Here is an 18,164-nt window from a genome sequence, read left to right as displayed (position 1 = left end):
AGCACAGCAGCGCTTGACCCGTGAGCTTGGCCAGACCGCCCACGTCTTGATCCAGCCAAAGGCCTCTTCGATGCGCTCGCGCACTTTAAGGCTGGTCGTGTCGCCCGCGCTCTTCTTGAACAGCCGGGCATCGGCGTAGGTCCCGCTGGCGTGGGTGTCGTTGCAGCGCTTGGCCCTGAAGTCCACCTCGGGATTGCGCCCGGATGGCGAGCCGCTGTCATCGTCCTTGCGCTTGAAGCGCTTGTGCGAGACCCAGGCTTCGATGAGCGTGCCGTCCACGCTGAAGTGCTCGTCGCTGTCGAGCCGACCCCACTGGGCGCTTGCCTTGACGCGCTCGAAGAAGGCGCGGGCGAGGTCTTCGTTGAACAGGCGTTCGCGGTTGGCGCTGAAGGTGGAATGGTCCCAGACCTTGTCCTCGATGTTCCGGCCCACGAACCAGCGGTAGAGCAGGTTGTCGTCGATGGCCTCGACCCGTTGGCGCTCGCTGCGGATGGAGAACAGGATGTGCAGCAGCAAGGCTTTGAGCAGCATCTCCGGTGGCACCGAGGGGCGGCCCCGGCGGGCGTACACCGCTTCGAATTCACGATCCATCGTCGCCAGCAGCGCATCGACCACGGCGCGCAGTTTGTGCAGCGAATGTGCCTGCGGCACTCGCTCTTCAAGGCTGATGTAGCTGAACATCACATCGCCCCTTGGAAGTTTTGCTTGCCTCTCATCGTCTTCGTCTGGGTCGTTTGCAGATGGCTTCAGATCGTAGCGGCTAAGCCGGGCGCCAGCGAGGGTTTTTCAACGGCCTGTTAAAGGGGGATCCGACGATGCGACGCTGGCTGCCCGACCTGCCTTCGCACTACCGCTGGTTCGACCGGCTGGGCTGGTGGCTGCTGCGCTTGGCGGCCCGGCAACCATGATGCGGCTGCCCGCCGCGACCTCGCCCGACGGCCTGGACGCCGCCTTCATCGGCGTGCCACTGGACATTGGCACGAGCCACCGGCCGGGCGCCCGCTTCGGGCCGCGCCAGATCCGGGCCGAGTCGTGCCTGCTTCGACCGTACAACATGGCCACCGGCGCGGCGCCGTTCGACACGCTGCAGGTCGCCGACCTGGGCGACGTGCCGATCAACACCTTCCACCTGCCCAAATCGGTCCAGATCATCGAGCAGCACTACCGCCCGATCATTGACCGGCACGCCGGAAGTCGGAGGTCTGAGCGTGCCGCAGGCGCTGGAGATCGTGCGTGGCTGCCGCGGCCTCAATCTGGCGGGCTGCGATGTGGTCGAAGTATCGCCGCCCTACGATCCCAGCGGCAACACCGCCTTGCTGGGCGCCAACCTGCTGTACGAGATGCTGTGCGTGCTGCCCGGCGTGGCCTATCGCTGATAGGGGCGGCGCAGCATGCTCTGGGCTGTATCGGCCGCGCGGCCCGCACAGCGTCGCGGTGGCTGTCACCCGCTGTACCGGTCTCACAGGCGCCTTCGCGCTACAGTGTCGCCATCTTATGGATGTGACGGAGACGACGATGGACATGAAGTCCTCCCCGCTGGCCCAGCTCAAGGACCCGACGTTGCTCAAGACCGACGCCCTGATCGACGGGCAGTGGGTGTCGGGCGCAGAGCGATTCGACGTGCATGACCCCGCCACGGGGCAAAAGCTGGCCGATGTGGCCAAACTGGGCCCCGCCGACGCCGAAGCGGCCATCGCCGCCGCCAATGCCGCCTGGCCGGCGTGGCGCCACAAAACGGCCAAGGAACGCGCGCAAATCCTGCGCAAGTGGTACGACCTGCTCATGGCCAATCAGGACGATCTGGGTCGGCTGATGACCGCTGAACAGGGCAAGCCCCTGCCCGAAGCCAAAGGCGAGGTCGCCTACGGCGCCAGCTTCGTCGAATGGTTTGCCGAGGAAGCCAAGCGCGTCAACGGCGAGACCCTGCCCCCCTTCGACAATAACCGCCGATTGCTGGTGCTGCGCCAGCCGATCGGGGTGTGTGCAGCAATCACACCGTGGAACTTTCCGCTGGCGATGATCACGCGCAAGGTGGCGCCGGCACTGGCCGCCGGCTGCCCGGTGGTCATCAAGCCGGCTGAACAGACACCACTGACGGCGCTCGCTGCCGCAGAACTGGCGCTGCGCGCCGGCATTCCGGCTGGGGTGCTCAACGTGCTGACCAGCGACGGACCCGGCAGCGTGGAAATCGGTAAAGTGCTCAGTGCGAGTGAGGTGGTTCGACACCTGAGTTTCACCGGCTCTACCGAAGTCGGTCGCATCCTGATGGCGCAGTGCGCGCCCACGGTCAAAAAGCTGTCGCTGGAGCTCGGCGGCAATGCACCGTTCATCGTTTTCGACGATGCCGACATCGACAGCGCGGTCGAAGGGGCGTTTGCCAGCAAATACCGCAATGCCGGCCAGACCTGTGTCTGCTCCAACCGGATTTATGTACAAGAAGGCGTGTACGAGGCCTTCGTGCAAAAGTTTGCCACCAAGGTGGCCACGGCCAGAGTGGGCAACGGCTTTGAGGACGGTGTCAACCAAGGTCCGCTGATCGAAGAGGCCGCGGTCCAGAAGGTGCAGCGCCACGTCGAAGATGCTGTCGCCAAGGGAGGCCGCTTGCTGACCGGCGGCCGGCGCCTGGGCGGGCTGTTCTACGCGCCGACCGTGATCGCCGACGCCCGCCCCGACATGCTGTGCGCGAGGGAAGAGACTTTCGGCCCGTTTGCGCCGGTGTTCAAGTTCCGCACCGAACAAGAAGCCATCGACGCCGCCAACGCCACCGAGTTCGGGCTGGCCAGCTACTTCTATAGCCGCGATGTGGGCCGCATCTTCCGCGTCGCCGAGGCGCTGGAATACGGCATGGTGGGCATCAACGTCGGCATTTTGGCCACCGAGCATGTACCGTTCGGCGGTGTCAAACAGTCCGGCCTGGGCCGCGAAGGCTCGCACCACGGCATGGACGAGTATGTGGAGCTGAAGTACGTCTGCATCGGCGACGTGCTCAAGTGAGGCCGCCCTGGCCCCCTGCCCGACCCGCCCGGGCGGCGCGCAACCTTTGCTCTACAATACGGCCTCGACGCGGGCGTCGTTCAATGGTAGGACCTGAGCTTCCCAAGCTCAAGACGTGGGTTCGATTCCCATCGCCCGCTCCAGCCCCCCGTGGTTGGACATTCCTTTCGGCCGATCGATGAGGACTGGCCGCGTGCAACCGGCGGCACTTTGGCCGCCGTCGATCGCTCCCGTATCGTGTTCAAAAACCTGACGGTCTATCGCATGGGCGACGGCTTTGCCGCGACCCTGGAGCAGATGGAGCAGGCTCTGGCCGCCCGGCCCTTCCAGCCCTGCGGCCCGACCCAGATGCAAAGCGAAGGCTGGCTGCCACCCCGCGGCCAGCCCCACGCCCCGTTGGTGGAATCGATCGCTGGCCACCGCCTGATGCGCTACCGCCTGGAGACCAAGCGCGTGCCCGCAGCGGTGGTCAAGCGCGAGTTGCAGGCACGCTGCGCGCAGATCGAAGCCAGCGAGGGACGCCAACCCGGCCGGCGAGAGCAGCGCGACCTCAAGGAGGCGATCGTGCAGGAACTGCTGCCGATGGCCTTTGCGCAGTCGGTGGACGTCCTGGTGTGGATGGACCTGGGCAGCGGGCGCATCGCCTTTGACAGCACCACGGCCAAGCGGGTGGACGCGGTGGTGACGGCACTGGTGCGCGCCCTGGATGGGCTGCGCGTGGAGCCCTTGCAGACTGTCCTGTCCCCGGCGGCCGCCATGGCGGGCTGGCTGGGTGCCGAGGCGGCAGACTGGCCCGCGCATTTCGCCCCCGGGCGTGAGGTCGAACTCAAAGGGGACGGCGACAGCCCCGCCGTGGTGCGCTTCACCCGCCATGTGCTGGATACCGAGGATATGCGGCGCCACCTCGCGCAAGGCAAGCGGCCGAGCAAGCTGGCGCTGGACTGGGATGGCCGTGTGACCTTCGTGCTCACCGACAGCGCACAACTGCGCCGATTGGCATTTCAGGACGGGGTGTTCGAGGACAACGACACGGGCGAGGCGGACGGCTTCGACGCCGACGCCACCATCGCCACGGGCGAACTGTCCGCGCTGATCGGCGACCTGATCGCAGCGTTGGGCGGCGAAGCGCCGCGCTGAATCACCCTTTGAGCAACTGACCGTCGCCGCCGGTGACGCGCACGTCGATCGGGATGCCTTGCTGCACGCTCATGGAGATGGTGCAAAACTCCTCGAACTGCCCGAGGATGCGGTCGAGATGCTCGTAGGCGTCCCCGGGGCGCTCTAATCGAATCTCGACTTCGATGCGCTGCACCCGCAGGCGATTGGCGGCATTGCGGCCGACGCTGGCACGCGCCACGGCAGTCAGGGTACCAGGGTCCTGCTTGAATTTGGTGAGCGCAAACGTCAGGCTCGCGCTCAGGCAGTTGGCCACCGCTGCCAGCAGGAGATGGCTAGGCGTCGGGCCTTGACCTTGCCCGAGCGGCGCCGGCTCGTCGCTCAATAGGTGTGGCCACTCGGCACCGAAGTCGATGTCGAACTGATAACCGCTGCGACGGGTCAAAGTCACGGTCACGGAGGATGCCATATGAGGGAAACTCCTAGTTGGCCAGCAGGCGCTGGCTTGATTTATATCAAAATGTCCACCGGCGTGGTCTAGCAAGCTTACCAGTCGTTGCGAATTCAGCAAAGGAATGCCAAACATGATCCAGTATGAGTATGAGTTAGACCGTCGTGCCGCGCTGCGCCGCATGGCTGCGTTGGCGGGTAGCGGTGCGGTATTGACCGGCGTCGGCACGGCTGCGACGCCCGTGCAGGCAAGCGTCGAGCCGGTGCGAACCCAGGCGCGCATCGTCATCGTGGGGGCCGGAGCCGCCGGGCTGGCGGCGGCGTCGCGCTTGTCGCAGCGGTTGCAAGGGGCTCGAATCACCTTGATCGATGCCCGGCGCGAGCATCTTTACCAGCCCGGCTACACGCTGGTCGGCACAGGTATCAAACCGGCCACATATGTTGTCTCCACCACCCAAGAATATATTCCGCGCGGGGTGGATTGGGTGCAGGAGGCCGCCGCGGAAATCGATCCCGAAGCTCGCAAGGTGGTCACCGCCGGCGGCCAATCGGTGCCATACGACTATCTGATCGTGGCATGCGGGCTTGAGCTCAACTACGGCGGCATCGAAGGCATGGACCCCGGCCTCATCGGCCGCGAAGGCATCGGCAGTATCTACTATGGCCCGCAAGCCGCTGCCGAGACGTGGAAAACCATGGCCGATTTCGCTCAAAAAGGCGGCGTAGCGCTGATGGGGCGGCCGCATACGGACATGAAATGTGCTGGTGCCCCGCTCAAATACACCTTCCTCACGGATGACCGGCTGCGTCGATCCAATCAGCGCGGCAAGGCGGAATTGCACTACCTCGCGCCACAAAAAGCGCTGTTTTCGGTCCCCATCGTCTCCGAGAAAGTGCGCATGTTGTTTCGGCAGCGCGACATCAAAACCCACATGGAGCATCGCTTGGTGGCCATCGACGCCGGACGGCGCATCGCCACCTACGAGTCGCCTGCCGGTCGCACCGAGATGCAGTGGGACTTCATCCACATCGTGCCCCCGATGCGCGCCCCCGCAGTGGTGCGCAACAGCCCGCTGCCGTGGCAAGAGGGGCCCTTTGCCGCCGAGCGCTGGATCGAGGTCGATCGCGAGACGCTGCGCCACAAGCGCTATGCCAACGTGTTTGGTGTCGGTGATATTGCCGGCGTGCCCAAGGGCAAAACGGCGGCCAGCGTCAAGTGGCAGGTTCCGGTGGCGACTGACCATCTCATCGGCGAGATCGCGGGCAAGCCGTCCAGCGAGAAATACAACGGCTACACCTCCTGTCCGCTGATCACCCGGCTCGGTCGCGCGATGCTGATCGAGTTCGACTATCAAGATAACTTGTATCAGTCGTTCCCTGGCTTTATCGCACCGCTGGAAGAACTCTGGGTCAGTTGGGTGATGAAAACTATGGCACTTAAGCCGACCTATATCAGCATGCTGCGCGGCCGCGCTTGAATGACGAATGCGCATAGAAAAGGAGCGACAACGCCATGAAAGAATATGATTTTTGGGTGTTCTTAGCGGTGTTTCAAGAAATGCTTGGGCCGCTGTTGTGGATCTTGCCCTTGATCGCGCTGGGCGCGGTCGTGGGATTTGTGTGGGTGTGGCGGCGCGATGGGCGCTTGGTGTCGCGCCGGCTGGTGCGTGCAGAGCTCCTGGGCCTGCTCGGCGGTGGACTCGCGCTGGTGATCATGGCAGCCGTGTCGTCCTCCGGATTTACCGATGCAGCGGGGCCGGCCGATTGGTTTCTGATCATGATCGTCTACGGTATCGGCTTTGCGGGCACCACACTGCTTGCTTATACCGTGATGGGCGTGTGGAGCCGGCCGACCCATTCGGCCGCCTAACGCCACGGACGGCTCAGCCCCCGGCGATCGGCGGCCAGACCGCCAGTACGTCGCCAGGGGTCAATCGGTGAGCGCTGCGCTCGGATGGCGGGATGAACACCCCGTTGACGAGCACCAGATGGACCAGTTTTGGCGGCAATCGGTGTTGGTCGATCACGGCTTGAACCGTCGCGCCATCGGCAACGGTGATTTCGACCTGGTTGAACCGCGACCCTGGGGGCAGATAATCCTCCAAAGTCGCAAACAGCTTGAGCAGAACTTGCATGGCGGCACGGCTCCTCAGCGGCGATACCGGTCGGTGGCTGCACTCCAATGGGCGTGGCCTTGCGCGGCATCCAGATAGGCTGCCATGAATTGCGTCGGCTCCCGCATCAACTCACGCTTCCATTTGCCCAGGCGAATCCTGCCCTCGACCAAACCACGCAACGCACCCACATGATCGGTCCAACCCACGGTATTGCAGCCGATCATCACCTCGCCATCGAAGCACAAGCTCAAAACCTTGCGGTGCTCGATATCCACCTGCTCCACACGATCACCGCCGGGCACACCCTGCCAGTTGCCAAAACTGGTGGAGATTAGTCCGAGCGTATCGAGCACATTGATCTGGGTGACCCCGCGCAATTCGGCCCGGCGTCCTACCATATTGTGTGCAGCCACGCGAGCTTGCTCGGCCGCATTGGGCTGGATGGCGCTAACGATGGTGGTGCCGGAGACCTTGTCGAACGCCTCTGCGCAATCGCCCGCCGCGAAGACCCCGGCCACATTGGTCTGCATATGCTCATCGGTCAGCACCCCTTGCAGACAGCGGATGCCCGAATCTTCAAGAAAATCGATGGCTGGCTTGACCCCAGCGGCGATGATGACCAGATCGGCTTCCAGCGCATGGCCGTTGGACAGACGCGCGATCAGCGGAGCGCCGGGCTCGATCGCTTCGAGCCGCGTGCTGGTGTGCACCGACACGCCCTTGGCTTGGCACCAGTCGCGGATCATGCCGCCAGCGGCCGGCCCCATCATGCGTGGCACCATGCGGTCGCCCATCTCGACGATGGTCAGGGTCACGCCGCGTTGTTGCAACGCCTCCATGATGATGCAGCCGATGAAGCCAGCCCCCAGTTGCAACACGCGGGCCCCTGGCCGAGCCCGTTCCATAATGGCACGGGCATCCGCCAAGGTCCAGCAGTGATGCACCCCGGGCAGATCGATGCCTGGGACCGGCGGGCGCACAGGACGCGAGCCAGTAGCGATCAGGAGCCGGTCGTAGGTCAGGGTACGCTCGCCATCCAGCCGCACGGTGCGCGCCGAGGCGTCCACCGCGATCGCCTGCCCTTGCACCCGCTCGATGCGCAGGCGCTCGTAGTGGTCGGCGGTTTTGCGCAGATAAGTGCCCGCCTCGTCGATATGACCGATCAGCAGGTACGGAATCGCCATGCGTGAGTACGGCGGCTCCGGCTCGTCGCCCACGAGTGTGATGTGATCCGTAGGTGCATGCTTGCGGATGGTTTCGGCCGCGATCACCCCGGCTGGTCCAGCCCCCAGAATGACGTGATGAGTCATGTCGAGCGGTAGATCAAAGACCCAGACGCGCCTTGGTTTCGGCGGTGGGACGGCCTTGCTCGTCCCAACCCCGCACCGCGTAGTATTTGGGTAGCATCTCGGGCAGCTTGTTGACCAGCCCCTTGGCCGGGCCGCTCTTGGCAGGCTCGGTCAACAGGCGCGGTGGCAGGCTGTCATCCTTGGCCGTGAAACCGGCCGCGTTGTTGAACTCGCGCTCCATGTTCCAGATGCGCTCACCGATGCGCTCCAGCTCCTCGGTGGTGTATTCATCACCACAGGCGGCCGCCACCTGCGGCGCGACGTCGGCCAGCCCCCAGGCAAAACTGGTGAAGATGCAGATGCCTGCCGAGTCGAACGCCGCCGTGGCATCCTGGAAGGCTTTGACCAACTCGGGCTTGCCCTCGGCTGTCAACGGATCGGTTTTCACCGGAATGCCCAGCACTTCGGACGCCACCGTGTAGCCGCGCAGGTGGCAAGCACCGCGGTTGCTGGTCGCATAGGCCAAACCCATACCTTGGATGCCGCGCGAGTCGTAGGCCGGAAACTCCTGCCCTTTGACACTCATGGACAGCTCGGGGTGGCCATATTTTTCGCACAGGCGTTTGGAGCCCAGCCCGATCTCTTTGCCAAACCCGACGCCGTTGGCCGTCATGTCCGCCAGCTCGCACAGGGCGCGAGCGGAGCCGAAGGGCGCCTCGATGCCGATCTGCTCTCGGGTCAATACACCGAGCTCATACAGCTCCATGACAGCGCCAACGGTGGCGCCAAAACTGATCGGGTCCATGCCCTGTTCATTGCAGATCAGGTTGGCGTACTGCAGCGCCTCTAGATCGTTCACGCCATTGGCTGCCCCCAGCGCCCATGCGGCCTCGTACTCCAGCCCGCCGCTGGCCCCCCAGTACTGGGGTTTGTTTTGTACGCTGAAGTGCGTTTCGTCGATCTTGCTGATGCGCCCGCAGGCAATGGTGCAGCCAAAGCAGGCCTGATTGGTGACCAGTTGGGTCTTGCCATCGCTGGGACGCGGCGTCAGCATGGCCTCGGCCGAAATGTCTTTGGCGCCCTCGAACTGCACGTCGCGGTGGTTGCGCGTGGGCAACGCGCCGATCTCGTTGATGACATTCATCAGCACTTGCGTGCCGTACTTGGGCAGCCCCTGCCCCGTCACGGCATTGTCGGCCAGGATTTTTTTCTTTTCTTTCGTGACCTGCATGAAGGCCTTGGGATCGCGGAGATTGCCCACGCCTTTGGTGCCGCGTACCGCGATGGCCTTGAGATTTTTGCTGCCCGCCACCGCACCGACACCGGAGCGGCCGGCGGCGCGGTGCAAATCGTTGACCACCGCCGCATACAGAACCTGGTTTTCGCCCGCACGGCCGATGCTGGAGATGCGCAGCAGCGGATCTTGCAGCGAGGTCTTGAGGATCTCCTCCGTCTGCCAGACCGATTTGCCCCACAGGTGCGAGGCGTCGCGCAGCTCGGCCTCGTCGTCGTTGACGTACAGGTATACCGGCTTGGGCGATTTGCCCTCGAAAATGATCATGTCCCAGCCGGCCATCTTGAGCTCCGCGCCCCAATACCCGCCCGAGTTGGAGCAGGCCATGGCCCCGGTCAGCGGCCCCTTGGTGATGACGGTGTAGCGCCCGCCGGTAGAAGCCATCGTGCCGGTCAACGGGCCGGTGGCCCAGATGATCTTGTTGTCGGGCGACAGCGGATCGACCTTGGGGTCCACCTCCTCGACCAGGTATTTGCTGCCCAGCCCGCGCGAGCCCAAGTATTGGCGCGCCCAGGTCATGTTCAGCGGCTCGGCCGTGCAGGTGCCAGCCGTCAGATTGACGCGCAGGATTTTTCCAGCCCAAGACATTTTTGTGCTCCTTTGACGATCAGGCGGCAGCCGTCTGGTTGCCCAGTTTGTCGGCCCACTGCTTCATGCGGTCGATGCCGGTCCAATTGGCATCGATGAAGGTGATGGCGCCCGTGGGGCAGGCATCGGCGCAGGCCGGGTCGCCACCGCACAGATCGCACTTTTGGACCTTGCCGGTTTCCTGCACGTAATTGACCGTGCCAAAGGGGCAGGCAATGGTGCAGACCTTGCAGCCCACGCAAGTGGTCTCGTTGACGACCTTGGCCCCCGTGAACTTGTCGACGGTGATGGCCTCCACCGGACAGGCGTGCAGGCACCACGCCTCGTCGCACTGGGTACAGGTGTAGGGCACCTTGCGCCCGGTGTGGTGGAAGTGGAACACCTTGATGCGCGATTTGGACGTCGCGTATATGCCGTAGTTTTCGAACGAGCAGGCCATTTCGCACTGAAGGCAGCCCGTGCACTTGGCCGGATCGATGTGCAGCACCTTTTGCATGCTTGATCTCCTGGGGGTATTGGCACCACGCGGGCGCCTTGTGAATTTCATCGCCTTGGTGCAACATTGTCGAAGCACAATCCCCTGCTATTCTTGGGGATAACCCTAGCCGGTCCGGGGGATGCGCGGAATTTCTCAAAATGCGACAGTGGTCCGGCTCGACTGACGCTGCGCCGAATCGGCATGTGTCGTCCAATAGTTTGGCGCAGCCCAAAACGATCAGGAGACAACCTTGGCCCTTGCCTCCAGCAGCCCCGGCGGGTCGGCCGGCACGTATCCGATTCCTGCACACGCCCGTACTCTTGCCATCGACCAGGCCCGGCGCCGGATGCTCGTCGACCCGCAATTCGACGGGGATGTGCCAGGCCTAGAGCCTTGGATCGCGTCCTCGTGGCGCCGCTGCCTGGCGCGCGGGCAGCGACCGGGCGAGCGCGTGATGTTCGACTGCGTCAGCGCCGCCGCCATACGCCGGACTCTGGAGGCCAGTCACGCCCTGCGGCAGGCGGCCAGCCCCATCATCGACCGGACGCTGGGTCGGGCGATGTCGGACACCGGTTACTTCGCGCTGCTGACCGATGCGCAAGGCGTCGTCATCGATGTGCATGGCCCAGTCGATCCCGGCAACCGCCATGTCCACGCGATTGCCCGCATCGGCGTGAACCTGTCGGAAGGGGCCATCGGCACCTCCGCCATCGGCGCCGCGCTGGTCGAGCAAATGCCGGTCTGGCTGCACCGCGGGGAGCATTTTTTTGACGACACAGCGGTCTACAGCTGCGCCGGGGCGCCGCTGTTCGACCCCGACGGCGCATGTATCGGCATGCTCGATCTGACCGGCGTCATGGCCCCGGAGCGCCGCGCCCTCAAGCACCTGGTCAGCGTGACGGCACGGCGCATCGAAAACGCCCTGGTACTGCTGCGCCCCCATGCCGTGAGCCTGCGCCTGACATGGCCGGGGCACCTGCCGGGTGATGACGACGATGGCATCCTGATCCTCGACGCCGACGGGTGCATAGTGGGCGCCAACCGCACGGCCACCGAGATGCTGGACCTGCGCCCGGGCACAGGAGCGAGCCCGGGCGGCTGGCCCCACGCGGACGAGGTGTTTGCCGTGCCGCATGGCGACTTGTTCAGCGCCGCGCGTCGGGGGCGCGGGCCGCTCGAATTGCCCAGTTGGCTGGGGCTGCGACTGCTGGTGCTGGCGCAGTCGGGACACGACGACGCGCTGCACGGGGCGACCCTGCCCCTCAAAAGCCGGGAAGCAGCCCTGATCCGCCACGCCGTGGCGCAAGCGGGCGGCAATGTGGCCGAAGCAGCGCGCCAACTGGGGATCAGCCGGGCCACCGTCTACCGCAAGCTGCGGCAGCGCTGAACCCGCGATGCCGCGGCGTCAGCGCGAGACATTGGGGTGAAACGGCCGCACGCCATCGACCGTGAAGCTGGCAATGGCGGACTGCCCTGCTGGGCCGGTGATCCAGTCGATGAAAGCCTGCCCCTCAGCCGCCTTGACGTGGAGATGGCGCGCTGGATTGACCAGGATGACGCCATAGGGATTCAGCAAGCGCGCATCCCCCTCGACCACAATGGCCAGGTAGGCGCGGTTTTGGAAGCGCAGCCAGGTACCCCGGTCGGTCAACACATAGGCGCCGATGCCCGCTGCCATGTTCAGGGCGGGTCCCATGCCGCATCCGCACGGCCGGTAGCCATGACCCGCATTGGGCTGCCCCGCCAGTGCCCAATAGCGCAACTCGGCTGCGTGCGTACCGCTTTTGTCACCGCGCGAGACGAAAGGGGCATTCACCCGGGCGATTTGGCGCAGGGCCGCGGCGATGTCATGCCCCTTGGCGCCCGCCGGATCCGCCCGGGGGCCCACCAGCACGAAGTCGCTGACCATCACCTCGTGCCGCTGCACGCCCCAGCCCTCGGCCACCAGCCGTTCTTCTGCCTCTTTGTCGTGCACGAGCACCACATCGGCATCCCCCCGGCGGGCCATGTCCAGTGCCTGCCCGGTACCCAGCGCTGCCCCTGCAACCACAGCGCAATCGCCACGTTGTGCAACGCGCTCAGACGCATCAGATACGGCCGCTGGAACACCAAGGCCGCACGCATCCCGGGCGCGCGGCGCAGCTCGCCCTCTACGGGCAACAGGGCCATGAGCGCCCGCAACAGGGTGCTCTTGCCACTGCCGTTGCTGCCCACCAGCGCCAGCGACAAATCGCCTTTGCTGTTATCCAACGTGATCGCCGTCGTCATGACGCGGGTAAAGCCCTCGATATTGCCGCCCACGACCATCACCGCCCCGACCTCCGAGACCGCACGCGCAAACGCCGTGATCGCAATCGTCAGCAGCGCGTACCGCTCATTCCAGGCAAGCAGCCAGCCGCGCCACACCGTCCCGGCGCCCAACTCGCGCAACTGTTCGCCATGCTGGGACTCCACATCCTCGACCACCTGGCGCGTGAGCCCAGTCACCAGCGGCAACACCAGCACTGTCTGCGCCAGCACCATGGCCTGAAAGGCGAACAACCAACCCAGGAAGCCCAGCGGCCCCGAACGGGACAACAGCAAGTACACCACCAGCCCGATCACCACCGACGGGACCGCCAGCAAGGTGTTCACCACCGTGACGACAGCCGCGCGGCCTGGAAAACGCGCCACGGCCAGCCATGCCCCGATCGGCAACCCCAGTCCGCACGCCAACGCGCAGGCCGCCGCACCGACCGTCAGCGAACGCGCGACGATCTGCCACAACGTGGCATCCCCCGATAGCAGCAAGCCCCAAGCGACGACCAAGCCCTGCGCAAACGACTCCATGGCCGCGCACCGTAGCGGCCGACCGGGTGGCGAGCGCCCAAGGCTTGCCCGGAATGCAGGCGCCTGCATATGTCAGAATCGTGGGAAGAGCGGCTGGGCCAGCCGCTGGTGCACTGGGAGCGGGGCCAGGCCGCCACTCTGACCCCGTTTGCCGAAAAGCTCATCTGGACCGAGCGTCTGGCGCAGGCCCGCCTCACACCGCAGATCGAGGCTCTGCGGGCCGAGCTGGCGCGCACTTTCGCGCTGGCCTTCGACCCGGACAGCCATGTGCTGCCGCTATACGCCAGCCACGACGATGCGCTGGCGTTGCTGCAGGCACATGCCGCCGAACATGCGCGCTTGCATCTGGACATCCGTTTTTGTGGCAGCGTGCAAGCGCTGCACGCGCTCAACGAGGGGCGCTGCGTGATCGCCGGCTTTCACACCCGCGAGCAAGCCGGTATCGACAGCCCTGCGGCGCACGCCTTGCGGCTGTTGCTCACCCCCGGGCGGCACAAGCTGCTGGGCTTTGCGCAGCGCTGGCAGGGCCTGATCGTCCCCGCGGGCAATCCGCGCCGGCTGCGGGGTCTGGCAGATGTGGCGCGCTGGCGGCTGCGCTTCGTGAATCGGCCCGAAGGCACCGGCACCCGGCTGCTGCTGGATGGGCTGCTGCACGAAGCGGGCTTGCAGCCGCAGGAACTGCCGGGCTACGACCGCTGCGCGCCCTCGCACGTCGCCATGGCGCAAACCGTGGCCAGTGGCGCTGCGGATGCAGGCCTGGGCACGCAAGCGGCCGCGCAGCGGCTGGGGCTAGGCTTTGTGCCCTTGGTGCGTGAGCGCCATGACCTCGCCTGCCTCAAGACCGCGCTAGAGCAACCCGGGCTGCGCGCCCTGCGCCAGGTGTTGAGCACGCCCGGGTGGCAGGCACGACTGGCCGACATTCCAGGCTATGCCCCGCTGGACTGCGGCGCCGTCTTGTCGCTGACCGCGACGCTGATGTGGTGGCGCCTGCCCCCGAAAGCCCGGCCCCGGCCAGCTGCGGGGTCAAAATAGCTCCCGCTCCGCCTCCAGATACGCCAGGCTGGTGTATTTGCCGATATTGGAGTCAAAGCCCGCCATTGCCCGCGCCCGTGCGGCCACGCGCGGGTCCTTCAGCACGAGATCCTTGGCCTTCTCCAGCGGAATGCCATCTTTGACGGCCTGCACGCATGGCTCCCAAATGCCTCTGAGGAAGGTGCCATAGTCGCGCAGCAGCGTCTTGCTGCCGCGCCCATGCCCCGGCCACCACACCTGGTCGCCGGCCGCCTGCTGCAGCGCGTCGTAGTACTTGAACGTCCCGGGGTAGGAACCATCGTCGATGTTGGCAATGCGGTTTTCCATCGCAATGTCGCCCACATAAGTGAAGCGATCCTGCACCACCTCCACGCACAGATCGGACGGCGTATGCGCCTGGCCATAGTGGTGCATGCGCAGGGTGACATCGCCAAAGGTAAAGGTCTGCCCGTGTTGCACCGGCCGATTGGGCGCCACCACCTGCGTGCCCATCGTGGCTTGGTTGGTCCAGCGCTCCATCAGGCTGCGCCACAAGTTGCCTTCGGCCCCCTTGATCTGCTCGATGGTGTGGGGCAGAGCGTAAATCGGCAGCGACTCGCCAAATGTCTTGACGAAGGCGTGGTTGCCCAGCCAGTGGTCGCCGTGGTAGTGGCTGTTGAAAATCGCCACCACGGGCTTGTCGGTCACGGTGCGGATCATGCGGATGGCCATCTCGCCGTGCTGCAGCGAGCAGCCGGCATCGAGCAACACCACCCCCACCGAGGTGACGACGAACACCACATTAGCCATCACCCCGCGGTTTTCTGGGGTGGGAAAGCCGTCTTGGGCGTAGATCAACCAGACATGGGGGGTGATACGCTCGGGCTTGATGTCGGGCACGGGCGGCCCTTCGATGAAGTCCTGCAACTGCTGGGCGAACAGCCGCACCTCGGGCACGGCGGCAAGGCCAGCCCCAACCAAACCCGATCCGGCGGCGATTTGCAGCCAGCGTCGGCGGGATACAGAGGCTAAAGACATGGATGGCAACTCCTGTGGTGCGGTGCGCGGGCCAGGGGCCTTCGGCCAAACCGTTTACTCGATAAGCATACAACGATTACCCCATTGTGACGAGATCCTGTAGCGTCCAATGGGTGACATGCGGCCTGCTGCCGACCCACGCGCCCGTCGCCTTGGGATGCGATAGGAATGCGGTGGGCCAGCTGGTCACGCTGGAACACCGCTGGCACATCTGCGATCCGCATGCCCAGCGCGGTGCCGATGGTCACCGTCAGCGGCTCAGTACTGTGCAGTGCTGTGCCATGGCCAAGGAGGCCATCTGCGTTTTGTCACCGATTTCGGACAGGGCGACCACGGCGCGTTGGCGGCTGTGTCAAAGGCACAGCAGTGGAAAATCTGGCTGATTGGACTGGTGCGCGGGGGGGGACTCGAACCCCCACGGTGTGCCACCGTCAGGACCTAAACCTGGTGCGTCTACCAATTTCGCCACCCGCGCGCCGGCGGGCCACTGACACGCGCCCGCACACCTCAGAAGCGCTGATTGTAGCCGGGGCCGATCGGCCCTTTGCAGGGTGCGCCTCAGAACAACTCGATGTCACCTTCCGCACCGCGCTGCGCAGCCGACTCGCCGCACTGAAGGGAGTCCTCGAACCCCCGCACGGCATTGCGTCCTTCGGCCTTGGCCAAATAGACGGCGCGATCGGCACGCTCGAAAGCATCTGAGGGGGTGTCATGCTCCCGCACCAGCGTGTAGCCGATGCTGACCGTGATGCGGCCGACCTGCGGGAAGGGATAGTCCTCAACGTTGCGGCGAAGGCGCTCGAAAGCCGCATGCGCCGCCTGCGCGTCGCAGGCACGCACAAGCGCCACGAACTCCTCCCCTCCAAATCGGTACAGCCGGTCGTCGTGCCGGAAGGTGCTGCGCAATATCCTCGCGATCAGCAGCACCACTTCGTCGCCGATCAAGTGGCCATAGCGGTCGTTGACAGACTTGAAATGATCCACGTCGATCACGGCCAGCCAGTACGGTCCGTGGCAGCGGCGCTGCTCGCCGGGAATGTTTGGCGGGGCGGTGTCGCGCCGCGTGGCCTTGAAAAACATGTCGTCAAACGATTTGCGATTGAGAAGCCCCGTCAGGGTGTCGCGCTCGCTGGCGTCGAGCAGGTTGATGAAGTTCTCGAAAATCCGTGCCATCCCTTCCGCCACACGGACCGTATGGGCATCCGGGGCTCGGTCCATCACCGCTTCGATGAGCAATCGGCGCTCGGCCTCGGTAAGCACTGGAACCAACAGACGCACATGGCCCTGACCTGCCAGGAGGCGGGTCTGGCCCACACGCCAGACATCTTCCCGGTCTGGGTCATCGTGCACCCACGGCAAATCGGACAATGAGACCCAGGGAGCGGACGATTGGGGCACGGCCATGCCCCGCTCCAAGCGGGCCCGGGTCAGCAGACGATCGTGTCCGTCATCGGGCAGGGCCTCCCACAGTGCGACGCTGCGCGCTTGCAGCAAGGGCAGAAGAACCTCCACCAGCGTCGCGTCCATGCTGTCGCGGTCTCTGCCGCGCGTCAGGCGAGCGAGCTGCTCGAGGTGCTGCAATACCTGGCCCATGGCTCCCTGGTCGGCGTTGAGGGCGGCAATTGTTGTTGTTTAATTTTTTGATCTTATCACCCATGGGGATGCTGTGCACGGTGAAATCCCCGGGCGCGGCGATGTGGCACCATCGCACCATGTCGTTGACCTGCGGTGTCGATCATTACGAGAACTTTCCCGTCGCGTCCATCTTGTGTCCGGGGCGTTGGCGCTCGGCGGTCGTGGCCATCTACCGCTTTGCCCGCATGGCTGACGATGTGGCCGACGAAGGGGATGCAGCGGCAGCAGAGCGGCTGGCGGCTTTGGCCGTGCTGCGCCAGGCCCTGCGGGCCATGTGGCACGGTGGACAGCCACCTGCGGCGACTCCTGTTACTTGGTTGCCCATGCTGGCAGCCTTGGACGATGCGCGGCGCCGCCATGATCTGCCTCTGCCCCCTCTGGAGGCCCTGTTGGATGCGTTCGAGCAGGACGTGCGCTGGCGTGCCGAAGGCCGGCGCTACCGCGACGATGCGGAACTGCTGGCCTATTGCGCGCGTTCGGCCAACCCGATTGGCCGCCTGCTGCTACACTTGGCGGGCATTGACGATGCCGAGGCTGAGCGCGAAAGCGACGCCATCTGCACCGCACTGCAACTCATCAACTTTTGGCAAGACCTGGGCCACGATCTGTCCCGCGGACGCTGCTATCTGACAGAGTCCGCCTTGCGTGCGCATGGGCTGCCCACATCGGGAGAGCTGCCTGCGCTGTCAGAGGCTGCACTGGCCCCCATCGTGCTTGACGGCTGTCGCCGAGCACGCGCGTTGCTGCGGCGGGGATGGGGGCTGCCTGCCCGTCTGCGCGGACGCTTCGGGTGGGAATTGCGTCTGGTCTTACAGGGGGGGCTGCGCGTGCTGGAGCGGATCGAAGCCGTTGGCGGCCACACCCTCACCCACCCACCGCGGCTGTGCAGGCGCGACTGGCTGTTGCTCCTGGTCCGCGCCGTTCGACACCGCCCACCGTCCGTTGGGGACAATCCCATATGCTGAATCCGACGATGCTAGGCCGCGCGGCCCTGGCTGCGCTGATATTGGCGGCGCTGCCGTGGTCGTGGACAGCCCCCGCTGCCGAACCCAACACGACTGCGCCGAGTGCCGCCATCCCGCCGACGTCGGCGCCAGTGCGGGTACAGCCGCTGAGCCAGGTGGCACTGCGCCCCGAGCGACAAGCCAGCGCCCAGGTGGTGGCGCGCAACGAGGCCCGCATCGCCGCCGAGGTGGGCGGCGTGCTGCTGCGCTGGAGTGCCGACGTGGGCCAGCCGGTGCGGGCGGGGCAGCCGCTGGCTTGGCTGGACGCCGCCGACCTAGAGCTGGCGCGGGATCGCGCCCGCGCTGCGCGCGACGCCGCCC

At 65.3% G+C, this 18,164-nt stretch carries 16 protein-coding genes, 2 tRNA genes and 3 pseudogenes; 10 read left to right on the top strand and 11 right to left on the bottom strand.

Annotated features, from left to right (window positions below; genetic code table 11):
* Positions 1–716 (bottom strand): annotated as a pseudogene (locus P3W97_RS06570) (IS5 family transposase); the annotation flags it as partial.
* 155 nt (positions 717–871) lie between these two features.
* Between P3W97_RS06570 and P3W97_RS06565 the strand changes: the two are divergent.
* The 4 genes and pseudogenes from P3W97_RS06565 (at position 872) to P3W97_RS06550 (ending at position 4,131) form a co-directional block, all read left to right on the top strand.
* A pseudogene (locus tag P3W97_RS06565) lies at positions 872–1,376 on the top strand (arginase family protein).
* A 139-nt stretch (positions 1,377–1,515) separates the two neighbouring features.
* On the top strand, positions 1,516–2,994 hold the full coding sequence (locus P3W97_RS06560; RefSeq protein ID WP_300844968.1) for an NAD-dependent succinate-semialdehyde dehydrogenase: 1,479 nt from the start codon (positions 1,516–1,518) through the stop codon (positions 2,992–2,994).
* A gap of 69 nt (positions 2,995–3,063) precedes the next feature.
* A tRNA-Gly gene (locus tag P3W97_RS06555) sits at positions 3,064–3,137 on the top strand.
* Positions 3,138–3,144: 7 nt separating this feature from the next.
* A complete protein-coding gene (locus P3W97_RS06550) occupies positions 3,145–4,131 on the top strand; it encodes a recombination-associated protein RdgC (protein WP_300844966.1) in 987 nt (328 codons plus the stop codon).
* A gap of 1 nt (position 4,132) precedes the next feature.
* On the opposite strand, the gene P3W97_RS06545 is transcribed toward P3W97_RS06550, so the two are convergent.
* A complete protein-coding gene (locus tag P3W97_RS06545; RefSeq protein WP_367184599.1) occupies positions 4,133–4,561 on the bottom strand; it encodes an OsmC family protein in 429 nt (142 codons plus the stop codon).
* A gap of 133 nt (positions 4,562–4,694) precedes the next feature.
* Between P3W97_RS06545 and P3W97_RS06540 the strand changes: the two genes are divergently transcribed.
* Positions 4,695–6,038, top strand: coding sequence for an FAD/NAD(P)-binding oxidoreductase (locus tag P3W97_RS06540; RefSeq protein ID WP_300844964.1), 1,344 nt, complete (start codon positions 4,695–4,697; stop codon positions 6,036–6,038).
* Between the two features lie 35 nt (positions 6,039–6,073).
* On the top strand, positions 6,074–6,430 hold the full coding sequence (locus tag P3W97_RS06535; RefSeq protein ID WP_300844962.1) for a DUF5368 domain-containing protein: 357 nt from the start codon (positions 6,074–6,076) through the stop codon (positions 6,428–6,430).
* Positions 6,431–6,443: 13 nt separating this feature from the next.
* Here the strand turns inward: P3W97_RS06535 and P3W97_RS06530 are convergent, their stop codons facing one another.
* Genes P3W97_RS06530 through P3W97_RS06515 form a run of 4 tightly spaced genes read right to left on the bottom strand, consistent with a single transcriptional unit; the run spans position 6,444 to position 10,344 of the window.
* The gene (locus P3W97_RS06530) at positions 6,444–6,695 is read right to left on the bottom strand and encodes a sulfur carrier protein ThiS (protein WP_300844960.1); all 252 of its coding nucleotides are present in this window, start codon (positions 6,693–6,695) and stop codon (positions 6,444–6,446) included.
* 14 nt (positions 6,696–6,709) lie between these two features.
* Positions 6,710–7,987, bottom strand: a complete 1,278-nt coding sequence (locus tag P3W97_RS06525) for an FAD-dependent oxidoreductase (protein ID WP_300844958.1) — start codon at positions 7,985–7,987, stop codon at positions 6,710–6,712.
* A gap of 13 nt (positions 7,988–8,000) precedes the next feature.
* Complete coding sequence (locus P3W97_RS06520) at positions 8,001–9,848, bottom strand: aldehyde ferredoxin oxidoreductase family protein (protein WP_300844956.1); 1,848 nt, start codon at positions 9,846–9,848, stop codon at positions 8,001–8,003.
* A 19-nt stretch (positions 9,849–9,867) separates the two neighbouring features.
* Positions 9,868–10,344, bottom strand: coding sequence for a 4Fe-4S dicluster domain-containing protein (locus tag P3W97_RS06515; RefSeq protein WP_300844954.1), 477 nt, complete (start codon positions 10,342–10,344; stop codon positions 9,868–9,870).
* A 232-nt stretch (positions 10,345–10,576) separates the two neighbouring features.
* Here P3W97_RS06515 and P3W97_RS06510 point away from each other — a divergent pair, with 232 nt between their 5' ends.
* Complete coding sequence (locus P3W97_RS06510; RefSeq protein WP_300844952.1) at positions 10,577–11,713, top strand: helix-turn-helix domain-containing protein; 1,137 nt, start codon at positions 10,577–10,579, stop codon at positions 11,711–11,713.
* Positions 11,714–11,731: 18 nt separating this feature from the next.
* On the opposite strand, the gene P3W97_RS06505 is transcribed toward P3W97_RS06510, so the two are convergent.
* The gene (locus P3W97_RS06505; RefSeq protein ID WP_300844950.1) at positions 11,732–12,376 is read right to left on the bottom strand and encodes a substrate-binding domain-containing protein; all 645 of its coding nucleotides are present in this window, start codon (positions 12,374–12,376) and stop codon (positions 11,732–11,734) included.
* A gap of 89 nt (positions 12,377–12,465) precedes the next feature.
* Positions 12,466–13,155 (bottom strand): annotated as a pseudogene (locus tag P3W97_RS06500) (ABC transporter permease); the annotation flags it as partial.
* Between the two features lie 69 nt (positions 13,156–13,224).
* Between P3W97_RS06500 and P3W97_RS06495 the strand changes: the two are divergent.
* Positions 13,225–14,187: a substrate-binding domain-containing protein gene (locus P3W97_RS06495; protein ID WP_300844948.1), complete on the top strand. Its 963-nt coding sequence runs from the start codon at positions 13,225–13,227 to the stop codon at positions 14,185–14,187.
* On the opposite strand, the gene P3W97_RS06490 is transcribed toward P3W97_RS06495, so the two are convergent.
* From P3W97_RS06490 to P3W97_RS06480, 3 genes are all read right to left on the bottom strand, one after another.
* Positions 14,179–15,204, bottom strand: coding sequence for an MBL fold metallo-hydrolase (locus P3W97_RS06490; protein ID WP_300844946.1), 1,026 nt, complete (start codon positions 15,202–15,204; stop codon positions 14,179–14,181). The two genes, P3W97_RS06495 and P3W97_RS06490, sit on opposite strands and share 9 nt — an antisense overlap.
* Before the next feature lie 389 nt (positions 15,205–15,593).
* Positions 15,594–15,679: transfer RNA gene (locus tag P3W97_RS06485), tRNA-Leu, on the bottom strand.
* An 83-nt stretch (positions 15,680–15,762) separates the two neighbouring features.
* The gene (locus tag P3W97_RS06480) at positions 15,763–16,797 is read right to left on the bottom strand and encodes a diguanylate cyclase (protein WP_300844944.1); all 1,035 of its coding nucleotides are present in this window, start codon (positions 16,795–16,797) and stop codon (positions 15,763–15,765) included.
* A 119-nt stretch (positions 16,798–16,916) separates the two neighbouring features.
* Between P3W97_RS06480 and hpnC the strand changes: the two genes are divergently transcribed.
* Entirely contained in the window at positions 16,917–17,804 is an 888-nt protein-coding gene (hpnC, locus tag P3W97_RS06475) for a squalene synthase HpnC (protein ID WP_300844942.1), read from the top strand.
* On the top strand, positions 17,798–18,164 hold a 367-nt coding region (locus P3W97_RS06470), incomplete at its 3' end, for a biotin/lipoyl-binding protein (RefSeq protein WP_300844940.1). The genes hpnC and P3W97_RS06470, both read left to right, overlap by 7 nt.

The sequence above is a fragment of the Tepidimonas sp. genome (assembly GCF_029335975.1).
In the GTDB taxonomy this organism is placed as follows: Bacteria; Pseudomonadota; Gammaproteobacteria; order Burkholderiales; family Burkholderiaceae_C; genus Tepidimonas.
Note: the sequence above shows the minus strand (reverse complement) of the source record. Positions and strands in the feature narration are given on the sequence as shown.